19 protein-coding genes and 1 tRNA gene are annotated in these 18,158 nt (G+C 31.9%); 10 read left to right on the forward strand and 10 right to left on the reverse strand.

From position 1 onward, the window contains the following. Positions 1-430: 430 nt before the first annotated feature. Positions 431-506 (forward strand) — tRNA-Val (locus tag CQA53_RS04860). A 342-nt stretch (positions 507-848) separates the two neighbouring features. On the opposite strand, the gene CQA53_RS04865 is transcribed toward CQA53_RS04860, so the two are convergent. Beyond that, positions 849-1,361 carry a hypothetical protein gene (locus CQA53_RS04865; protein ID WP_115542908.1) on the reverse strand — a complete coding sequence of 171 codons (513 nt, stop codon included), beginning with the start codon at positions 1,359-1,361 and terminating at the stop codon, positions 849-851. A gap of 170 nt (positions 1,362-1,531) precedes the next feature. Between CQA53_RS04865 and CQA53_RS04870 the strand changes: the two genes are divergently transcribed. The 3 genes from CQA53_RS04870 to CQA53_RS04880 all read left to right on the forward strand — a co-directional run bounded on the left by CQA53_RS04870 (position 1,532) and on the right by CQA53_RS04880 (position 3,513). Further along, a complete protein-coding gene (locus tag CQA53_RS04870; protein ID WP_245945675.1) occupies positions 1,532-1,999 on the forward strand; it encodes a Fur family transcriptional regulator in 468 nt (155 codons plus the stop codon). 24 nt (positions 2,000-2,023) lie between these two features. After that, the gene (locus CQA53_RS04875; RefSeq protein WP_115542909.1) at positions 2,024-2,209 is read left to right on the forward strand and encodes a hypothetical protein; all 186 of its coding nucleotides are present in this window, start codon (positions 2,024-2,026) and stop codon (positions 2,207-2,209) included. Positions 2,210-2,484: 275 nt separating this feature from the next. Beyond that, positions 2,485-3,513, forward strand: coding sequence for a DNA ligase (locus tag CQA53_RS04880; RefSeq protein WP_115542910.1), 1,029 nt, complete (start codon positions 2,485-2,487; stop codon positions 3,511-3,513). Positions 3,514-3,713: 200 nt separating this feature from the next. On the opposite strand, the gene cutA is transcribed toward CQA53_RS04880, so the two are convergent. Both cutA and CQA53_RS04890 read right to left on the reverse strand, forming a co-directional pair. Beyond that, positions 3,714-4,016: a divalent-cation tolerance protein CutA gene (cutA, locus tag CQA53_RS04885; protein WP_181882362.1), complete on the reverse strand. Its 303-nt coding sequence runs from the start codon at positions 4,014-4,016 to the stop codon at positions 3,714-3,716. A gap of 22 nt (positions 4,017-4,038) precedes the next feature. Beyond that, on the reverse strand, positions 4,039-4,803 hold the full coding sequence (locus tag CQA53_RS04890) for a TSUP family transporter (RefSeq protein ID WP_115542912.1): 765 nt from the start codon (positions 4,801-4,803) through the stop codon (positions 4,039-4,041). Between the two features lie 363 nt (positions 4,804-5,166). Here CQA53_RS04890 and exbB point away from each other — a divergent pair, with 363 nt between their 5' ends. The 4 genes from exbB to CQA53_RS04910 all read left to right on the forward strand — a co-directional run bounded on the left by exbB (position 5,167) and on the right by CQA53_RS04910 (position 8,091). Beyond that, the gene (gene exbB / locus CQA53_RS04895; protein ID WP_115542913.1) at positions 5,167-5,595 is read left to right on the forward strand and encodes a TonB-system energizer ExbB; all 429 of its coding nucleotides are present in this window, start codon (positions 5,167-5,169) and stop codon (positions 5,593-5,595) included. A gap of 16 nt (positions 5,596-5,611) precedes the next feature. After that, complete coding sequence (exbD, locus tag CQA53_RS04900; RefSeq protein ID WP_115542914.1) at positions 5,612-6,004, forward strand: TonB system transport protein ExbD; 393 nt, start codon at positions 5,612-5,614, stop codon at positions 6,002-6,004. Further along, positions 5,970-6,704: an energy transducer TonB gene (locus tag CQA53_RS04905; protein WP_115542915.1), complete on the forward strand. Its 735-nt coding sequence runs from the start codon at positions 5,970-5,972 to the stop codon at positions 6,702-6,704. Before exbD ends, CQA53_RS04905 begins: the two co-directional genes overlap by 35 nt. Before the next feature lie 88 nt (positions 6,705-6,792). Continuing rightward, on the forward strand, positions 6,793-8,091 hold the full coding sequence (locus CQA53_RS04910) for an NTP/NDP exchange transporter (RefSeq protein WP_115542916.1): 1,299 nt from the start codon (positions 6,793-6,795) through the stop codon (positions 8,089-8,091). Positions 8,092-8,238: 147 nt separating this feature from the next. Here CQA53_RS04910 and dxs read toward each other — a convergent pair whose 3' ends face one another. Further along, positions 8,239-10,374, reverse strand: coding sequence for a 1-deoxy-D-xylulose-5-phosphate synthase (gene dxs, locus CQA53_RS04915; protein WP_115542917.1), 2,136 nt, complete (start codon positions 10,372-10,374; stop codon positions 8,239-8,241). A 522-nt stretch (positions 10,375-10,896) separates the two neighbouring features. Beyond that, positions 10,897-11,586 (reverse strand): ABC transporter ATP-binding protein, encoded by a 690-nt coding sequence (locus CQA53_RS04920; RefSeq protein ID WP_115542918.1) that lies wholly within the window; start codon positions 11,584-11,586, stop codon positions 10,897-10,899. A gap of 539 nt (positions 11,587-12,125) precedes the next feature. On the opposite strand from CQA53_RS04920, the gene CQA53_RS04925 reads away from it, so the two are divergent. Further along, complete coding sequence (locus tag CQA53_RS04925; protein WP_147289997.1) at positions 12,126-12,449, forward strand: hypothetical protein; 324 nt, start codon at positions 12,126-12,128, stop codon at positions 12,447-12,449. A gap of 184 nt (positions 12,450-12,633) precedes the next feature. Then, positions 12,634-13,764 (forward strand): glycosyltransferase family 10 domain-containing protein, encoded by a 1,131-nt coding sequence (locus CQA53_RS04930; RefSeq protein ID WP_281271167.1) that lies wholly within the window; start codon positions 12,634-12,636, stop codon positions 13,762-13,764. Between the two features lie 82 nt (positions 13,765-13,846). On the opposite strand, the gene CQA53_RS04935 is transcribed toward CQA53_RS04930, so the two are convergent. The 5 genes from CQA53_RS04935 to CQA53_RS04955 are packed head-to-tail and all read right to left on the reverse strand — an operon-like array spanning position 13,847 to position 18,155. Then, entirely contained in the window at positions 13,847-14,953 is a 1,107-nt protein-coding gene (locus CQA53_RS04935; protein ID WP_220272071.1) for an ABC transporter permease, read from the reverse strand. Beyond that, positions 14,953-16,047 (reverse strand): ABC transporter permease, encoded by a 1,095-nt coding sequence (locus tag CQA53_RS04940; protein WP_115542922.1) that lies wholly within the window; start codon positions 16,045-16,047, stop codon positions 14,953-14,955. The genes CQA53_RS04935 and CQA53_RS04940 overlap by 1 nt, the downstream gene beginning before the upstream one ends. Next, entirely contained in the window at positions 16,044-16,472 is a 429-nt protein-coding gene (locus tag CQA53_RS04945) for a hypothetical protein (RefSeq protein WP_115542923.1), read from the reverse strand. The genes CQA53_RS04940 and CQA53_RS04945 overlap by 4 nt, the downstream gene beginning before the upstream one ends. Next, positions 16,465-17,217 carry an ABC transporter ATP-binding protein gene (locus tag CQA53_RS04950; RefSeq protein WP_115542924.1) on the reverse strand — a complete coding sequence of 251 codons (753 nt, stop codon included), beginning with the start codon at positions 17,215-17,217 and terminating at the stop codon, positions 16,465-16,467. The genes CQA53_RS04945 and CQA53_RS04950 overlap by 8 nt, the downstream gene beginning before the upstream one ends. Continuing rightward, positions 17,214-18,155: an ABC transporter ATP-binding protein gene (locus tag CQA53_RS04955; RefSeq protein ID WP_115542925.1), complete on the reverse strand. Its 942-nt coding sequence runs from the start codon at positions 18,153-18,155 to the stop codon at positions 17,214-17,216. The genes CQA53_RS04950 and CQA53_RS04955 overlap by 4 nt, the downstream gene beginning before the upstream one ends. Positions 18,156-18,158: the final 3 nt, after the last annotated feature.

Raw genomic sequence — 18,158 nt, forward strand, 5'->3', positions numbered from 1 at the left:
AAATCAATGAAGCTATCTCTCAATTAGAGACTATTACACAACAGAATGTAGAAATAGCTAATCATTCTAAAGATATAAGCACAGCAGTAGATAATGTAGCAGCACAAATACTAGCAGATGTGAATAAGAAGAAGTTTTAGAAGGGGAGGGGGGTAAAAGAAAAGAGAAGACAATAAGAAAGAGGGGAGAAAGATTGTTGGGGGAGAGAAAAGTATTCTTTGTTGCAACCTCTATTTTATGAGTAGTGCTTCTTCTATTTTCTAAAATATGGAGAATAGCATGGTGGGTTCAATAAGAATATAAATTCTTATTGAAAAAGACTAGAGTGTGCAAAAACTTCATTATTTTAGGTAAATTAAATAGAATACTAATAATTTATGATACAATATCATTTCTCAAAAGTATTTTGTTTATTCAAATATCTCTTTGTGGTAGCGTAGCTCAGTTGGTAGAGCACTACCTTGACATGGTAGGGGTCGCTGGTTCGAGTCCAGTCGCAACCACCATACATTATACTTTACTTTCAATTTACTTAAGATTTTATTTTTTGAAATAAAAACAATTCTATTTATTTTATATATTCTAACAATTAAACAATGGTTTGATATTAGTATCGGTTTGAACCTTTAAGCTTTTGCACAATATGAAAATCTCGAAGTTATAACTTTACAATGATTGTTTGCAGAATAATTAACTTTTTGGATAGATTTTAAATCGATATAAATATGTTATTACAGGATTCTACCCCATTTGTATTTAACTCAAGTTTTTATCAGGGTGCGGATACAAATAGTAAAACTTTCATTACATTAATTTCAAAGAGAATATTATTCAGTTGGGAATTTTTCTTACTTAGATTCTAATATTTTTTCTTCAATAACACCATCAATGCCAATAAAATCAGAATCTCCACTATTAAAATATGCTAATTTACCAATTAAGCAATCATTATGAGAAAGTACCACGGCAAGGATTTTAGTATCTGTGAGATAATAATTTGCGACTTTTTGTAATTCATATGCTATGGTAAGATTACTTTTTATGATGAAATATTGAGCACCAAATTGTGTAAATAATAAAAATATTCTTTTTATTTCTTGTTGAAGTTTTGTAGGAAAATATTCTGGAATATACATATAGACAGCATAATGCATTTCATGCATCTGCAGTTCTTTTGCTAAAAGATATTTTGATTCTAAAATATCTTGAATCTCATCAATAGATTTTAAGGAATGTAAATTTTGATTGTATATTTCAATTTTAAAAAATATACAAATATCAGAATCTATTGTTTTACAATCTGCAAAACTTACAATCTCTTGGAATCTTTGATTGGTTGTGAATCTACTTAAAATTAACATTTTTATTCCTTATTATATACAATCTTTATAATAATTATATATTAACTGCAATTATAATCAAAAAAGTAAAAAAAATATTTTTTCATTAAAATACTTAACAATTAATTTTATATAATTTAAGAAAAGATAAACAGATGTTAAATACATGTTTTATAAGGAAAGGGTTTATTGTGAATTTTGAAAAAGAATTGAAAATTAAGAAACTCAAGGTTACTCCTCAAAGAGTTACTATTCTTAAGGAGATAGCAGAATATGGACATGCAAGTATTGATGATATTTATGAGAGAATTAAAAAAACTTATCCTTCAATCTCTCTCGCAACAATTTATAAAAATGTTACAATTTTATGTCAGTTTAATGTTCTTTCTGAAATCAAAGTACCCGGTTACAAACAAAAGTATGAATTAAATCGTGAAAAACATGTCCATATAGTATGCGACCAATGCGGAAAGCTTGAAGATATTTATATCGATTTTTCTGCATTAGAGCAAGATTGCCAGAAAAATAGTGGGTATAATATCCATAGGTTTTCGGCAATATTTATGGGTATTTGTCCAGAATGTGAGAAAGTAAATAGTAGAGAATCAAACAATCATTTTATTACAGCAAATAATCACAAACAATGGTGCCATAATTGATCACATCATTAAGGAGGTCTTATTATGACTAAGCAAGTAAAAATTTTTATAGCTGATACACACACAAAACTACAACATGAGATTAATAGTTTTTGCGTAGATTTTTTTCCTGAGGAAATTCATTCAATTAATGTATATCGTGATAATGTTGCACAGAATATTGAATGGATTGGGTGTGTTATATACCAAAGAGATGAATATCAGGAATAGAAAATATATTAAAATTTTTTGATACAGAAATTGTTAATATCCTGTCAGGTTGGGTATCAAAGAGCTAATAACTATATTTTTCCTAAAGATATAATACTATTATGCTTTTTAGTGTAAATTGATTCTCCTAAGATATATGAATATAAATAAGATATTCGCTATCTTTTTTATAACCTTATAGATTTGGAATTATAACTTAGCAAAAACTCTGATTTTTTCAAGTTGTTATATTTTTAAAAAGTTAAAATTTTAGGTTCTTTGTTTGTTGATAATCAATGGCTAGATTTTTTTATTTGGGTGTCATTATTATGTTCTTCTCTATCCAACATAAGATTATATTTTTTATAATTGTATTCCCTTGTTTATTTTTACTGCAAAGTAGGGCAAATGAACTTTTACTTTTTAAAAATTATCATGATTCACTCCTTGTTGATGAACACATAGAAGAATATGTCATCAGTGAGAAATTGGATGGTGTGCGTGCAATATGGGATGGCAAGAACTTACAAACACGTAGTGGCAAGATCATTCATGCCCCAAGTTGTTTTTTAGAATCTTTCCCATCTTTTAAACTCGATGGTGAGCTATGGAGTAAATATAATGATTTTGAAAATATTTCAAGTATTACACGTACACAAAAGTCCACATGTGAGTTGTGGGATAGTATCCGCTATTATATTTTTGACGTGCCACCTATAAACTTTAATTCTAAACTTTGTATACACGAAGATTCTCAAAAAAACATGAAAGAGGTGATATTACCTAAAGAATGCACAATCTTGGGACGATTAGAAAAGCTACAAGAATATCTGGATAAGAAAGTAAGCTCACGCATTGTTATTATTAATCAAGAAACTTTAAAATCAAAAAAAGTACTTTTTGAAAAATTAGATTCTGTTGTAGAAAGTGGTGGAGAGGGGTTGATTATCCGTAAAAATAAAAGTATGTATCAAAATGGACGCAACAATGATAATTTGAAACTTAAAAAAATGCAGGATTCTGAATGTAAAATTATTGATTATACACAAGGGAAAGGAAAGTTAAATGGGAAGGTGGGTGCCTTTGTCTGCGAACAAACAAAGGCGAGTTTGCAACAAGAAAATATCCAGTCTCTTGTGATGCAAAATTTAGATACAAAATCTCAAACCATGGAAACAATAACTTTTAAAATTGGTTCAGGATTAAAGAATGCTATAAGAGAGAATCCACCAAAAATTGGCAGTATTATTACTTATAAATATCAAGGGCTTACAAAGAATGGTATCCCAAGATTTCCAGTATTTTTACGAGTTTATAGAGAGTAACTTTAAGATATTTTTCTATTAATTTGAGGATATTATCCTAAGCATATTGGTGTATTATTGATAATATATGATTCTATTTGTAGCTATCAATGCAAGAGATTTTATTAGTGTTTCTATATTATTTTATTATTTTTGCAATCATGATTTTCAAGACAGAAAAGATTTTATTAAAAGTTTTTGGTTATTGGTGGTCTGATATTTTATGTTGTAGTGCGAATCCATTCTAAATATTTTTTATTCACATTATTTGGAGCAATCTCTATAATTTCAGGAATATCATAACTATGATATTGGATTATAATATTTTTAATTGTTTCTGCATGTTTTTGCTGTGTTTTTATATAAAGTAAAAATTCTTTCTCATCACAAAGTTTAGATTCCCATAGATACATACTTGATATTTTAGTGATTTGTATACATGCTACCAGCTTGTACTCAAAGAGGATTCTAGCGATATTCTTTGCCTCTTTTTTGTTTGGAGTTGTGGTAAGAATAATTAGCATATCGTTCCTTTTATTTCTTAATTTATAGAAAATATTGTTCATAAAGTAGCTTTGTGCATACAAGCAAAGAAATTGTTACTACAAGTGGTTTGATAATTTTTGCACCATGTTTTAAGGCGGTTTTTGAACCAAGATTTGCTCCGATAAATTGTCCGATACCCATTATAAAGCCCACAAGAAATAAAATTTGTCCATGTAACATAAATACGCATAATGCGGCAATATTGGAGGTAAAATTATAGAGTTTTGTTCTTGCAAGAGAATCTTTCATACTTAAGCCACCGCATGCAATAAGTGCGAACATAAAAAATGATCCAGTTCCTGGACCAAAAAATCCATCGTAGAATCCAATACAAATAAGAAATAATAATAAAAGTGGATTTTTCATATTTCCATGTTTATTTTCATCTTGTATTTTAGGGGAAAAGAGAAAATAGAGTGCAAAAATAATTAGTAAAAATGGAATCCATTTCGCTAAGAAAGAAGCATCAAAAAAATTTAATAAAATTGTCCCACAAAGTGCAGCAAAAAAAACAAGAAAAATATGAAGTATATTTTCTTTAATATGCAAATGACCTGTTTTATAAAAGTGTAAAGTAGCAGAAAAAGAGCCAAAAGAACTTTGTAATTTATTTGTGCCTAAGGCTTCATGGGGAGGAATACCTACTAAAAATAATGCGGGGATCGTAATCATGCCACCCCCACCAGCTATGGCATCAATAAATCCCGCTACAAATGCTACTGCAAAAAGTATCAAAAGAATGTGTACATGAATTTCAAATTCCATATTTTCTCTTATCTTTAATAAAGTATAAAGCTTGATTCTATCATAGTTTAGGAATTTTATTTTTAATTTTGATTATATTTTGTATAGTATAGAATCTCTCATATCTTTTACAAACATTTAGAATGGGTTAATCTTTTATAAAATCTTATTTATAGCATTTTTAAGGTAACAAAGTAATCTCGTGCATAAAAAATAATATAGAATCAATGCCCATAAAATGGCATTTTAATTCAATAATAAGAATGTAAAATATTTTCAAAAATATCGCTTATAAAATTAAAAATTAATCTTAAATTATGATATAATTCTCTATACTTGTTTGTGAATGAATGGATTGTATAGGAGTTTATTTTGCACGTTTTCATGGAATTTTTAAAGATTTATCTTGATCCTCTCATTTTTAGTATTTTGGGGTTTATGGCTATATTGGTGGTTTATTTTAGTATTGAACGTTGGATATTTTTTTCTTGTATTTCATTGGAAAAATATCATGATGTGAAAGAATTAGAGGAAGATGTGAGTAAACATCTCACACTTCTTTATATTATTTATTCAAATGCTCCCTATGTTGGTCTTTTAGGAACAGTTGTTGGAATCATGTTGGTCTTTTTTGATATGGGTGGTAGTGGTAATATTGATGTGAAAAGCATTACTCTTGGATTATCCATGGCTCTTAAGGCAACAGCTTTGGGACTTGTGGTCGCAATTCCAACTCTTATGATTTACAATGCACTTGTGCGTGTTGCAGATAAAAAAGTAAATCGCTATAAGATTCTTAAAAATTTGTCATAAGATTTAAGGAGGTAGCATGAAAATAAAACGCGGAGATGGATTAAATATCGTTCCTTTCATTGATATTATGCTTGTGCTTCTAGCCCTTGTCTTATCAATATCAACCTTTATTTCACAAGGAAAAATAAAGGTTGAGGTTCCAACAGCGAATAATGCACCCCAAGAGAATAATAGTGATGACAAACCTATTGTGATTGTTGTAAGCAATGATAATAAAATCTATATAAATGATGAAGAAATGAACAAAGATAATTTAGAACACTTTATTGCTAAGATTCCCAATGATAAAGTCGTGAATTTTAAGGGAGATAAAAGCTCCAGTCTTGAGTATTTAGTTTTTGTTATTGATCAACTTACAAAAAAAGGGCATCAGCATGATAAATTTAGAATTGATACGCAACACAATTAAAAACCCTAGCTTTTATGGCGTTGTATTTGCTTTTGTTGGTGCAGCTGGAATATTTGGTTATAGTGTTTATCATGATTCAAATATAATGAAGGAAAAAGAAAATGGAGATAATTTTGTTACAATACAACTTACAGCCTATGCTCCACCAAGTAATGATCCCATTGCAGAACAAATACAAAAACCAAAACCAAAGCAACATAAAAAGCGTAAAAGACATAGAGAAATAGATGCTCCACCAAAACCCACTCCATCGGATTTGCAGGTAAAAAAAGAAATCCAAAAGGAAGAAATTCCGCAGGTCACAGAAATGAAAAAAATTGAGCAAGAAGTCGTAGATGCACAAACTACAACCACAATTCAATCTAGTCCTGATGCATTAGCAAATGAAAATATCAAAGTTATGCGTTATTCTGAAGGAATAGACAGTGCATTTTTGAGGGCAATAAGAGTCGCTATTGAAAAACGACATGACTATCCAAACCTTGCAAAACAACGCGGTTATGAAGGAGAGGTATTGATAAAATTCTTAATACAAGAAAGCGGAGAGGTGTCAAATATTGAAGTTATTCATGGTTCAAAATATTCTGTGTTAGATAAAGCTGCGGTAAAAACATTGAGACGAGCATGTAAAGATTTTCCTAAACCACCAGAGACTACTTATATTGAAATTCCGATTGGATATATGCTTGCAAAAAGCTAAAATTTTATAAATAAGATTTTCCCCAGATACAAATGCTATATGTTTTGTTGGTTGTATAAACTTAAATAAATAGTAAGGAACATAAATATTGACACGCTATTTTTACAAAGTCTTTAGCCTTAAGCAAGGAGAGTTTAAAATTCTTAGCCTTAGCACACTTTTTATCTTACTCCTTTTTGCAAGCTATGCAATATTGCGTCCTTTGCGTGATGCACTTGGTTTAGAGGGTGGGAGTGAAGAGCTTAAATGGCTCTTTCTAGGCACTTTTATTACCACTTTGTTTGGTTCAATTGTTGCTATGGCTGTAAGTGGTATGGTCAAACGTAGAATCTACCTTAATGTGATTTTTATTTTTTTCGCCCTTAATCTCGTCGGATTTTACTTTGCACTTCATTTTATGTCACAAGATTCAAAAGGTTTTGTATGGCTTACAAGAATCTTTTATATATGGGTCAGCGTGTTTAATTTGTTCATCATCTCAAGTGCATGGAGCTTACTTACTGATATTTTTAACAAAGAAACAAGCAAAAGGCTTTTTGGTATTATCAGTGCTGGAGCCAGTTTAGGGAGCATATTGGGGGCATTTGGTGTAGGTACACTGTCATCTCTTATTAACACAAGGGATTTTGTCCTTATTTCTATATTCTTACTATTGCTTGTGTTGGGACTTAAATCACTTTTACTTAGAGAATCTTGCAAGGACTTAGAAAGAGATGAGAAAGTAAAGTTTGATGAGCGATTTAATAAGCCTGTTGGCTCAAAAAATCCCTTTATAGGATTTCGTCTTATCATTACCTCAAAATATCTCCTCGCATTTGCAGGTTTTATATTCTTGCTCACAAGTGTTAGCACCTTTCTCTATATGGAACAAGCACGAATTATTGGTGAGCTTTTCCCAAAAACTATGCAAGGTTATAAAGAAGCACGTGCTGGGGCATTTGCAAATATTGATCTCATCGTCCAAAGTTTAAGCTTTTTTATTCAAATTTTTTTTACTGCAAAAATCGCACAATATTTTGGGGTGAAATATCTGCTTTCCATTCTTGGGTTTATTATAGGAATAGGTTTTATCATCCTCTCATTTACGCACCCCGCATTACTTCCAATGATAATTGTAATGAGTGTGCGAAGAGTGGGCGAGTATGCTCTCATCAAGCCCGGTCGTGAAATGCTATTTGTCCCAATGGATAGTGAATCTAAATATAAGGTGAAAAACTTCTTTGATACTATCATATATCGCGGTGGCGATGCGTTATCCGCACAACTTGAGGGGGTGTTACTGAAGTTTGGTATAGGTTTCACACTATTCATTGGAGCGATAATTTCATTTGTATGGGGATACTTGGGATATTATTTGGGGAAAGGACATGCAAAAGAAAGTGAATAACCTCTATCTTAACATGTTTTCATTTGATTATTTAGAATCTTAGTGCATAAAAAAAGTATGTTTATGCAATTCTGTTATGTGGGACATGTATATATTATTTATAAAGATTCTAAGTAAGGTTAAAATTGCAGGAGTGAAGGAGAGATATTATTTATGGATATATTCCATAATAACTTTTGTAAGACATTCTGTATTTAATCCTAAGGATTCTTCAACCTTTTCTGTTTTACCATGTTTGATAAATTTATCTTCAATTTCAAAACTTATAATTTTTGGCATAGTGACTATTTTGTTTTGACTTAAGAGAAAAGTTGCTAACTCTATAAGACTTGAACCCACACCATTGATTCTATAATTATCACTCAAAACAAAAATATATTCATACGACACAAAAACACGAGCAAGTGTTTCGCTATCCAGAGGTTTTAATGAGATAAGATCAAGCAAATCACATGCAATATTATGCTCATTATAGATATATTCAACTAAAAATAATCCTCGACCGACACCATTCCCATAGCCAATAATGAGAATTTTATTTTCTTTTTTATTGGGTTTAGTCATAGAGTTTGGCTTAAAATTCTCCCATACATTTGCAGTAAGCATTTGTGCTTTTCTCATTTGTAAATGTTTGTTATAAGAAAGTGTATTCTTTTGAATCTCTTTCACAAGCACATCATGCAAATTTTTATAATCTTGTTGTAATAAATCGTCACTATTATCCTGACATACATTTTGAGAATCCTTTATAAATACATCGCATAGAAATTTTCCTCGCGGATAACGAATTGCTAAAGGATAGGGAAAATCTATGGCAAATTCAAGTAAGGATTCTAATGTAATAGAATCTCGTGGCGATATAAGATGAATGTTTGGTATAGTACGCAAGTATGCTATATCAAATAATCCTTGATGAGTTTCTCCATCTTCCCCGACAATTCCCGCTCTATCAATACAAAAAGTAACAGGGAGATTCATAATCGAAACATCGTGGATGATTTGGTCAAATGCTCGTTGTAGGAATGTGGAATAAATTGCTATAAAAGGTTTAAAGCCTTCTTTTGCCATAGCAGCCATGGAGGTTACTGCATGTTGTTCTGCAATTGCCACATCAAAAAACCTATCGGGGAATTCGTCCATAAGTTTATCAAGTCCTGTTCCACTTGGCATTGCTGCGGTTACACCGATAATTCTAGAATCTTTTCGTGCCATTTCTAAAAGCTTATTGCTAAAAACAGAAGTAGGATTTTTAATAGTTGGAATATGTAATGGTTTACCACTTACTAAATCAAATGGTGCAACTCCATGCCACTTTTCGTATTTACCCTCTGCGATTTGATACCCCTTTCCTTTAATTGTTTGACAATGAATAAGGACGGGACGATTAAGATTTTGAACGCTTTTGAATGTGCGTATAACTTCTTCCAAGTCATTCCCATTAATTGGTCCTATATAATCAATACCAAATTCCTCAAAAAGCAATCCAGGTGTTATAAGCTTAAAGCTTTCTTCAAAACGTTTCGCAATGAATGCTGTTCCATCTGGCATTTTATTAACAATTTTTTTTACTCGTTCTTTCATTGTTTGGTAAAGAGGTGAAGCAATTGTTTTTGAGAGAATCTTAGAAATGGCACCGATTGGCTTTGCAATGCTCATTTCATTGTCATTCAATACAATGACCATGGGTAATTTTAAGTCCCCAATTTCATTTAACGCTTCATATACTAAGCCTGCACTCATTGAGCCATCACCAATCATTACAATGGGTTTGTATTGTTCTTTTTTTAATGTTTTTGCTTTTGCTACTCCAGCACCTAAAGAAAGTGAAGTAGAACTATGACCAGCGATAAAGTAATCAAAACTGCTTTCATAAGGTGCACAAAAGCCACTTATCCCGCCAAATTGTCGCAATGAGGAAAAATCATTATACCGTCCAGTAAGTAATTTGTGTGCGTAGGCTTGATGACTGACATCATAAATAAATGGATTGAGTTTGCAATCAAAAACTGTGTGCATACCAACAATAAGTTCAACTGCCCCTAGAGTTGAACTAAGATGTCCTCCATTTTTACTTACAACTTCCAAAATTCTCTGTCGAATAATATCTGAAATCTCTACAAGATCTGTGAGAGGTGCGGATTGAATATATGGTTGTATATTTTCTCCGGCTTTCAATAAAGAAACTATATTAGAATGTGTGCAATTACCTATTGTATGAGACTCTAAAGAAGCATTCTCGATATGCGATGTGTGCGATATTGCATTACTGGCTTGCTGTTGCATTTACTTCCTTAAGCATAAAGCAGAATCTAAAATTGTATTTTATCTTAATTTGAGTTTGAATGGTGGTATTATAGCATTTTTATTGTATATTTTGGGTAAGAGAAATTGTTATTTTTTCACTCATAATGCTTTAATTTTTTTATTTTCATGACAAATACTATAAATTGTAGTGATGCAATTAATAACCTAGGAAAATTGTAAATATTGTTAGAGAAATATGTGTTATAGAATCTTTCTTTGGGAGTAAAATTGTAGCAATACAATTATAAATCATGATTTGTTTATTGTATTTCGGATATAAATTTTTTTTAATCTTATGTTATCAAGAGTATTTACATTCAAATTTTTCTTGAGATTCTCAATACAATTTAATTGTATGTATTATAAAGTATCTTGTATTTTAAGAAGATTTTTCTAAATCATGCAATACAGAGTGTTTTATAAGGAAAATCTTATTTTAGCTTAAACTCATTTTCAGTATCTTTTTGAGTTCTTTTATTACATATTAACAATAAGTTTTGCTTAATGTTGTAAGACTACTTCTTTATGGATATTCCCATCAAGGAAATAAATTTCTCTATGTGCATATTGTGCCATTTCTGGCTCATGTGTTACCATAAGAATCGTAATGCGCATTTCTTTATTGAGATATGTCATTATTTCCATTACTTCTTTACTTCGTTTCGTGTCAAGATTCCCTGTTGGTTCGTCAGCAAGTAAAAAAAGTGGGCGAATTACAATTGCTCGTGCAATCGCCACCCTTTGACACTGCCCACCACTAAGTTCAGAACTACTATGATGTGCCCATTGTCTAAGCCCCACCATGTCAAGTGCCTCTAATGCAAGTTTCTCTCTTTCTTTTTTTGACATACCCCGATAAATGAGGGGAAGTTCTACATTTTCTAATGCCGAGGTGCGTGAAAGGAGATTAAAACCTTGAAAAATAAATCCCATATAGTGTCGTCGCAATAATGCCCTCTGTTTGTGATTTAATGCAAAAACACTTACGCCATTAAACAAATAATTACCCGTTGTTGCAATATCAAGACAACCAAGAATGTTTGCCATTGTCGATTTACCTGAACCTGATGGACCCATAAGAGCAACAAAGTCTCCTTGCTCAACATTGAGATTTACACCATGCAAAGCCTGAAAGCTATTTTTGCCTTTCCCGTAAGTTTTTGTAATATGCTGCAACTCAATAAAAGCCACTTCCCAATCCTTTAGATAATATATAATGTTAATTATAATATAATATTAAAAACAAGATAAAATCTTAAGTAATGCTACCAAATAATTGAACTCTCTTATAACATAATCAAACTCCAATTATCTTTAATTCTGAATATAAAGATGATGAAGGCATTATCTTAACATTATATTTTTCAAACTTTTTAAGAAAAATCTTTTAACTTGTATTTACAACAAATTGTCTTAATAGTTAAAAAAGACTTATCAGTGCCAAAGTTTCCCAAGCAAGTTCCAACCACAATTAAAGAATTACAAAATAGCATTAAGAAAAAACAAAGTCAGCTAAAATATACTACAAATCCATAAGAAAGGCATAATATCCAAGAAAAGATGAATAAGATGTATCGCAACTCAAAGAAGTTGATAAAAATAAAGCTCAAATCAATGAAGAATATAATAAAACAAAGAAAACAATAGAATCTGAAATAAACAAAACATACTACACAAGTGTAAGGTTTCTAAAAAATACGACAATAACTTCAATGCAAGAAGAGGCAAAGATGGGTGTTCAACAAGCATTGGGGTTGGTTATAGTGGAGTTTTATGCCACTCTTTTTGATGAGATTCACGATATGTATAAGAATGGATTTTTAGTAGATGATAAGCATTTTTTTGATTCTTTAATAGCAAGGAAAAACAATATTTACAATAAGGTTCAGAATTTTATAACACAAAAATATCCTGAAATTATAAAAGCTTTTGGTAGTGGTTTCATAGCAGGTGCTATATCAAATTTAGTAACCAATGTAATTAATATTTTTTATCCTGCCGTAAATAGAAAAAGTGGAAGATATGTCCGAATGATTAGTTTATTTTGGTTATAATTAGAGTATATATAGAGAAATAAAAGATTTCCTGATATTAATAATATCAATACTTCAAAATAGTTAAAGTTTTGTATATCTCTCGACTATAATTTAAGAAAAAGAGTGAGAGTTTAGTTAAACTTTAATATGTTAAATAAAATTAACAAGGAACAAAAATGAATAAAAAGGAAATTAAAGTACTATAAATTTTAAAGAACTCTCCAATGAAGAATTTTATTCAAATTATTTTATTCAATTATTGCAAGATAAATTTGACGTCATTCGTTCCAACGAGCCTGATTTTTTAATTTATGTGCCACCTGTTTGGCATTGTATGAATTACGATTGCGTTAGAATCTTTTTTACACCAGAAAATCTTAGGACTGATTGGAATATTGCCGATTATGGCATTGACTTTGATTTCATGGAATTTAATGATAGGCATTGTAGATTTCCAGTTGGATTTATAAGAGGTGATAGAGATAAAATTATGAAAAGGCATTTAATAGGTGATGAAGAGATAAATAATAAAATCAAGTATAATAAATTCTGTGCTTTTATGGTATCAAATTCAAAGCCACCGACTTCGGATATGCGAGATATGTGTTTTGAACTTTTGAGCGAGTATAAAAAGGTAGATTCTGGGGGACTTTTTAGAAATAATGTAGGGGGACGAATTGGTAATAAATTAGAATGGTTAAAAGACTATAAGTTTCATCTATGCTTTGAAAATTCTACATATCCTGGATATTTGACTGAAAAATTATTTGATGCATTTTCTGCAGGGTGTGTGCCAATATATTGGGGTGATACAAGTTTACGAATTTCTTTAGATTCTGAAAATGATCATATAGAATCCCATTGCACTAAGGGGGGGGGGGGGAATTTTAGTCATCAATATGTCAATATAGATATGACTATCCCAAGGATTCCAAAACATTTAATAGAATATCATTTAAACCCAAAAGCTTTCATAAATGCGCATAATTTTCCTACTTTAAGAGATTTAATAGAGGAAATTAAAAGAATGGACAATGATCATGAAGCTTATAAGGCAATGTTAAGAGAACCTGTATTTTTAGATAATTTTAATCCATTTATAGAGCAGGAAAACAAACTTAAGTCTTTTTTAGAATCTATTTGTTCGCAAGAACCAAAAAATGCTTTTAGACGAGGAGAAGCAATACATTTAACAGACCATAGAACAAGAATGGAGAAAAATTATAATTTACCTCATCTACTGAAATACTACAAATTAGCCAAAAAGATAAATAATATCCTATCTTGGCGTACCATACCTAGAGATTTGATAAAAAAATATAAGCTAAAGTAATCTTAATAAATTGAATCTCTTTAACTTATTTTACTATAACCTTTAAATCAACCTTAATTTAGAAATCACAATATTGCAACACTCAATACCCCCTCTTCTTATAACCCACTATCGCCCATAGATTGAGGATAAGAGCAAATATGATGAGAGCAAGGAGATTATGCCATATATCAAAGAGAGTGCTTCCTTTTAAGAATATAAGCCTAAGAGATTCTATAAAATACCTTAGAGGATTGATATAAGTGAGATAGTATGCCCAAGAAGGCATTGATTTGATAGAGGTAAAAAGTCCGCTCATTAACACTAAGATTAATACAAAGAAAAATATCACAAACATTGCTTGCTGCATTGTGTTTGAGTAATTTGATATGATAAGTCCCATACCAGCTACTACAAGGATATAGCACAGAGCAAAGAGATAGATTAAGGCATAGCTTCCTACCGCGACAAGTCCATAGACAAGATAGGCAAGCAAAAAGCAGAGTGTAAGCACGATAAAGCCAATACACCAATATGGGACAAGTTTGGCTAAGATAAAGTCAAACTTTTTGATAGGGGTTACATTTATTTGCTCGATATTTCCTCGCTCTTTTTCGCTTACAATATTAAATGCAGGGAGGAATCCGCATATCATCGTGAGTATCATCACCATGAGTGCAGGTATCATATAGATTTTATAGTCGAGATTAGGATTGAAGCGATAGAGGCTAAGCACTTCCATTACACCCGTATTTGTGGCATTTTGGAATATATTTGCCTGCTTAGATTTGGCATAGCTCATAATGGTATTGCTTAGATAGCCCGCACCTAGCGAGCCTTTCGTGCTATTGATAGAGTTGGCGTAGATTCCAAGCGAGGCGTTTTTCTCTTTCAAAAAATTACTTTCAAATCCAAGCGGGAATTCCACAATCACATCACAATCATTCTCATAGATACAGTTATACGCTTTATTGACATTATTTGTGTAAAGTGTGAGGCGGAAGTAACTTGAAGATTCTAGCTTCGCGATGATCTCTTTTGTTGTGCTTGATTTGTCGAAGTCCATAATCGCGACATTGACATTTTTTATCTCCATATTTGTCGCCCACGGCATTACCAAAATCGCCATAATGGGAAAGGCGATGATGAGGCGGGGTAAGAAGCGATTACGAAAGATTTGTTTGAATTCTTTTTGGATAAGAAAGAGCATTATTCCAACCTTATTTTGAATTTTTTGAGGCTAATTGCTAAGATAAGGGCAAACATTCCAGCTAGTACGCTAAGTTCTACAATCGCATAGCTAATAGGGAGTCCCTCAATCATAATCTTCTTAATCCCTGAGATAAACCAGCTTGTCGGGATAATGTAAGAGAATCCTTGCAAGATAAGTGGCATAGATTCGCGTGGGAACATCATTCCAGAGAGCATCATAATTGGCATCATAAAGACCATGCCAGAGACGAGCATTGCGACAAGTTGGGTCTTTGCGATTGTAGAAACTAATAACCCAATACTAAGTGTTAAAGCGATATAAAGCATACAAAAGCAAAGTAACCAAAACATACTCCCAGCGATTTTTAACTCGAGTGCATACACTGATATAAAAAGCACGATAGTAAGACTCACACACGAGATGACAAAATAAGGCACGATCTTTGCCACAATCATCACAAAGGGCTTGATAGGCGAGACAAGCAAGACTTCCATACTGCCCTGCTCCTTTTCGCGCACGATAGAAATCGAAGTCATCATCGCGCAAATCAGCATCAAAATCATTCCAATAAGCCCCGGCACGAAGCTATACGCACTTTTGCCTTGAGGATTGAAAAGCATCGTGATTGAGGGCGTAATCGGTGGCTTGAGATTGATATGGCTTATTTGAAAATTTACACTATTAAGCACATTTGAAGCATACATATTTATCATACTTGCACGATTTGGGTCGCTTGCATCGAGGATTAACTGCATTTTAGAATCTTTCACAAAATTATTGTTAAAAACAAGCACCATATCGATGGCATTATCATTAAAAATCCTTTGTAACTCGGCTTGAGAGTAAATCTTACGCGTGAAAGTGAAATAAGGATTTGAGGCGAAGCTCTGCACAATTTTGGTGCTTTTGGTGTCTTTACTAAAGTCAAGCACAGCGAAGTTAATACCACTTATATCAGTATTGAGTGCAAATCCAAAGAGCAAGATTTGAGCAATCGGCATAAGGAGTAAAATCATCATCGTTCGCACATCACGTGTGATATGATAAAATTCTTTTTTGCTAAAGGCGATGAAAACTTTGAGGTTTTTCATATTATATTCCTTTGAGATTCTGGAATTTTACATTTTTGATTTTTTGGATTTAGGATTATAGATAGTAAAGTTTTATATTTTATAAATTCTAAATAGTTAGATTCTAATATATTAGAATCTAAGCTTTTATATTTCAAAATTATTAACCCTGAATTTTGAGATTCTCTCTTTGTAGATACTTTAGTGCTGTCAGCACGATGAATGATTTTGTTCTGTTGAAATAACAACGAAATAACCTTTTCTGTGTTGTTATATTGAAACAAAGCTAAAATATCTATATTTTGAAAATCTGTAATATAAATTTGTTTAGAATCAAACATTAATAAACCCCAAATAAATCCTACAAGATTCCACACAGCACATAATATAAAGCCCTTGAAATTCTGCACCAAATCTGCATACCTATTTCTTATACTTTTATTCACCGCGCTTTGCTTCCCTTGCAACACGATAAAATACCTCATTCATACTTGTTGCTCTAAACTGCTTTTTTAACGCACTTGGCGTACCATACGCACTAATTTTGCCATCAACCATAATGCTTACGCGATTGCAATATTCTGCTTCGTCCATATAATGTGTAGTAACAAATATCGAAGTTCCCTCGCTTGCACTCATTTGGATAAGCTCCCAAAATTGCCTACGCGTGATAGGATCAACACCACCAGTTGGCTCATCAAGAAAAATGATTTTGGGTGAGTGAAAATTTGCCACACAAAAGGCAAGTTTTTGCTTCCAACCAAGTGGAAGCTTTGAAACAAATTCATCTTTTTTATCACTAAAATTAAGTCTCTCCAAAAGTAGATTGATTTTACTCATAATCTCATTATTTTTCATACCATAGATTCGCCCAAAAAGCCAGATGTTTTCCCATACCTTCAAATCATCATATAACGAAAATTTTTGTGACATATAACCGATATTTTTCTTTATCTCCTCGCTTTGTGTGAGTATATCAAATCCCGCTACATTCCCACTCCCACCACTTGGCAGACTCAGCCCACAAAGAATCTTCATTGCAGTTGTCTTCCCTGCACCATTTGCACCCAAAAAGCCAAAAATCTCACCCTTTTTTACTTCAAGGCTAATCCCATCAACTGCCCTAAAATTTCCAAAAATCTTTGTGAGATTTCTCACTTCGATGATATTTTTTACTCCATTCTCACTCATTGCAAAAACTCCATAAAACAATCCTCAATACTTGCACCAATCTCTTTATAACTCATATTAGGAAAATCAAAATTTTCTAAAATATTCTTAATAGAATCTTGAGTAATATTTTCTGCTATATTTGTATCATTATGTTTTTGAGATTGTCTCAAGTTTTTAAACACAATATGATAGCAATTTCCAAAGAGAAAACATGAATGCACGCCTGCTAATTCACGAAGTGAATCTAATGCACTTGCAGGAATACCACGAAATTCATAAAGCGTATGTGGGAAAGATTCACAGAGATTTTTAGGCGTATCAAGGCTTAAGATTCTGCCATCAAAAATGAGTGCTACTCTATCACAGAGACTTGCTTCGTCCATATATGGCGTAGATACGATGACACTCATTTGAGATTTTAACTCGCCTAAAATTTCCCAAAATTCCATTCTACTTACCGCATCAACACCAGTTGTCGGTTCGTCAAGGAAGAGGACTTTAGGTTTGTGGATAAGTGCACAACAAAGGGCTAGTTTTTGCTTCATACCACCAGATAATGCACCTGCTTTGCGATTCTTAAAAGGCTCTAATGCACGATAAATTTGCTTAATCAAATCATAATTTTCTTCGATACTCGTATTAAAGATAGAAGCGAAAAATTGTAGATTCTCCTCCACACTCAAATCCATATAAAGGCTAAAGTTACCCGGCATATAACCTACAATCTCCCTGATTTTTGCAAAATCTTGCACAACATTATATCCTGCCACTTCGCATTCCCCACTATCACCAAGTAAAAGTGTGGTAAAAATCCTAAAAAGTGTGCTTTTCCCAGCACCATCAGGACCGATAATCCCAAAAATCTCATTTTCCCTCACACTCAAATTTATATTATCAAGGACTTTCTTTCTCTCAAAATTTTTAGTGAGATTTTTAGCAATAACCACATGTTTCATAAG

Origin of the sequence: Helicobacter didelphidarum, from assembly GCF_003364195.1 — a bacterium.
GTDB classification, from domain to species: domain Bacteria; phylum Campylobacterota; class Campylobacteria; order Campylobacterales; family Helicobacteraceae; genus Helicobacter_A; species Helicobacter_A didelphidarum.

Bases quoted from the DNA above. Each gene is read 5' to 3' on its own strand.
- CQA53_RS04955 (WP_115542925.1), bottom strand. From the start codon at position 18,155: ATGAAACATGTGGTTATTGCTAAAAATCTCACTAAAAATTTTGAGAGA.
- CQA53_RS04890 (WP_115542912.1), bottom strand. From the start codon at position 4,803: ATGGAATTTGAAATTCATGTACACATTCTTTTGATACTTTTTGCAGTA.
- CQA53_RS04950 (WP_115542924.1), bottom strand. From the start codon at position 17,217: ATGAGTGAGAATGGAGTAAAAAATATCATCGAAGTGAGAAATCTCACA.
- CQA53_RS04875 (WP_115542909.1), top strand. From the start codon at position 2,024: ATGACTAAGCAAGTAAAAATTTTTATAGCTGATACACACACAAAACTA.
- CQA53_RS04905 (WP_115542915.1), top strand. From the start codon at position 5,970: ATGATAAATTTAGAATTGATACGCAACACAATTAAAAACCCTAGCTTT.
- cutA (WP_181882362.1), bottom strand. From the start codon at position 4,016: ATGCTAATTATTCTTACCACAACTCCAAACAAAAAAGAGGCAAAGAAT.
- exbD (WP_115542914.1), top strand. From the start codon at position 5,612: ATGAAAATAAAACGCGGAGATGGATTAAATATCGTTCCTTTCATTGAT.
- dxs (WP_115542917.1), bottom strand. From the start codon at position 10,374: ATGCAACAGCAAGCCAGTAATGCAATATCGCACACATCGCATATCGAG.
- CQA53_RS04865 (WP_115542908.1), bottom strand. From the start codon at position 1,361: ATGTTAATTTTAAGTAGATTCACAACCAATCAAAGATTCCAAGAGATT.
- CQA53_RS04935 (WP_220272071.1), bottom strand. From the start codon at position 14,953: ATGCTCTTTCTTATCCAAAAAGAATTCAAACAAATCTTTCGTAATCGC.
- exbB (WP_115542913.1), top strand. From the start codon at position 5,167: ATGGAATTTTTAAAGATTTATCTTGATCCTCTCATTTTTAGTATTTTG.
- CQA53_RS04940 (WP_115542922.1), bottom strand. From the start codon at position 16,047: ATGAAAAACCTCAAAGTTTTCATCGCCTTTAGCAAAAAAGAATTTTAT.
- CQA53_RS04880 (WP_115542910.1), top strand. From the start codon at position 2,485: ATGGCTAGATTTTTTTATTTGGGTGTCATTATTATGTTCTTCTCTATC.
- CQA53_RS04925 (WP_147289997.1), top strand. From the start codon at position 12,126: ATGGGTGTTCAACAAGCATTGGGGTTGGTTATAGTGGAGTTTTATGCC.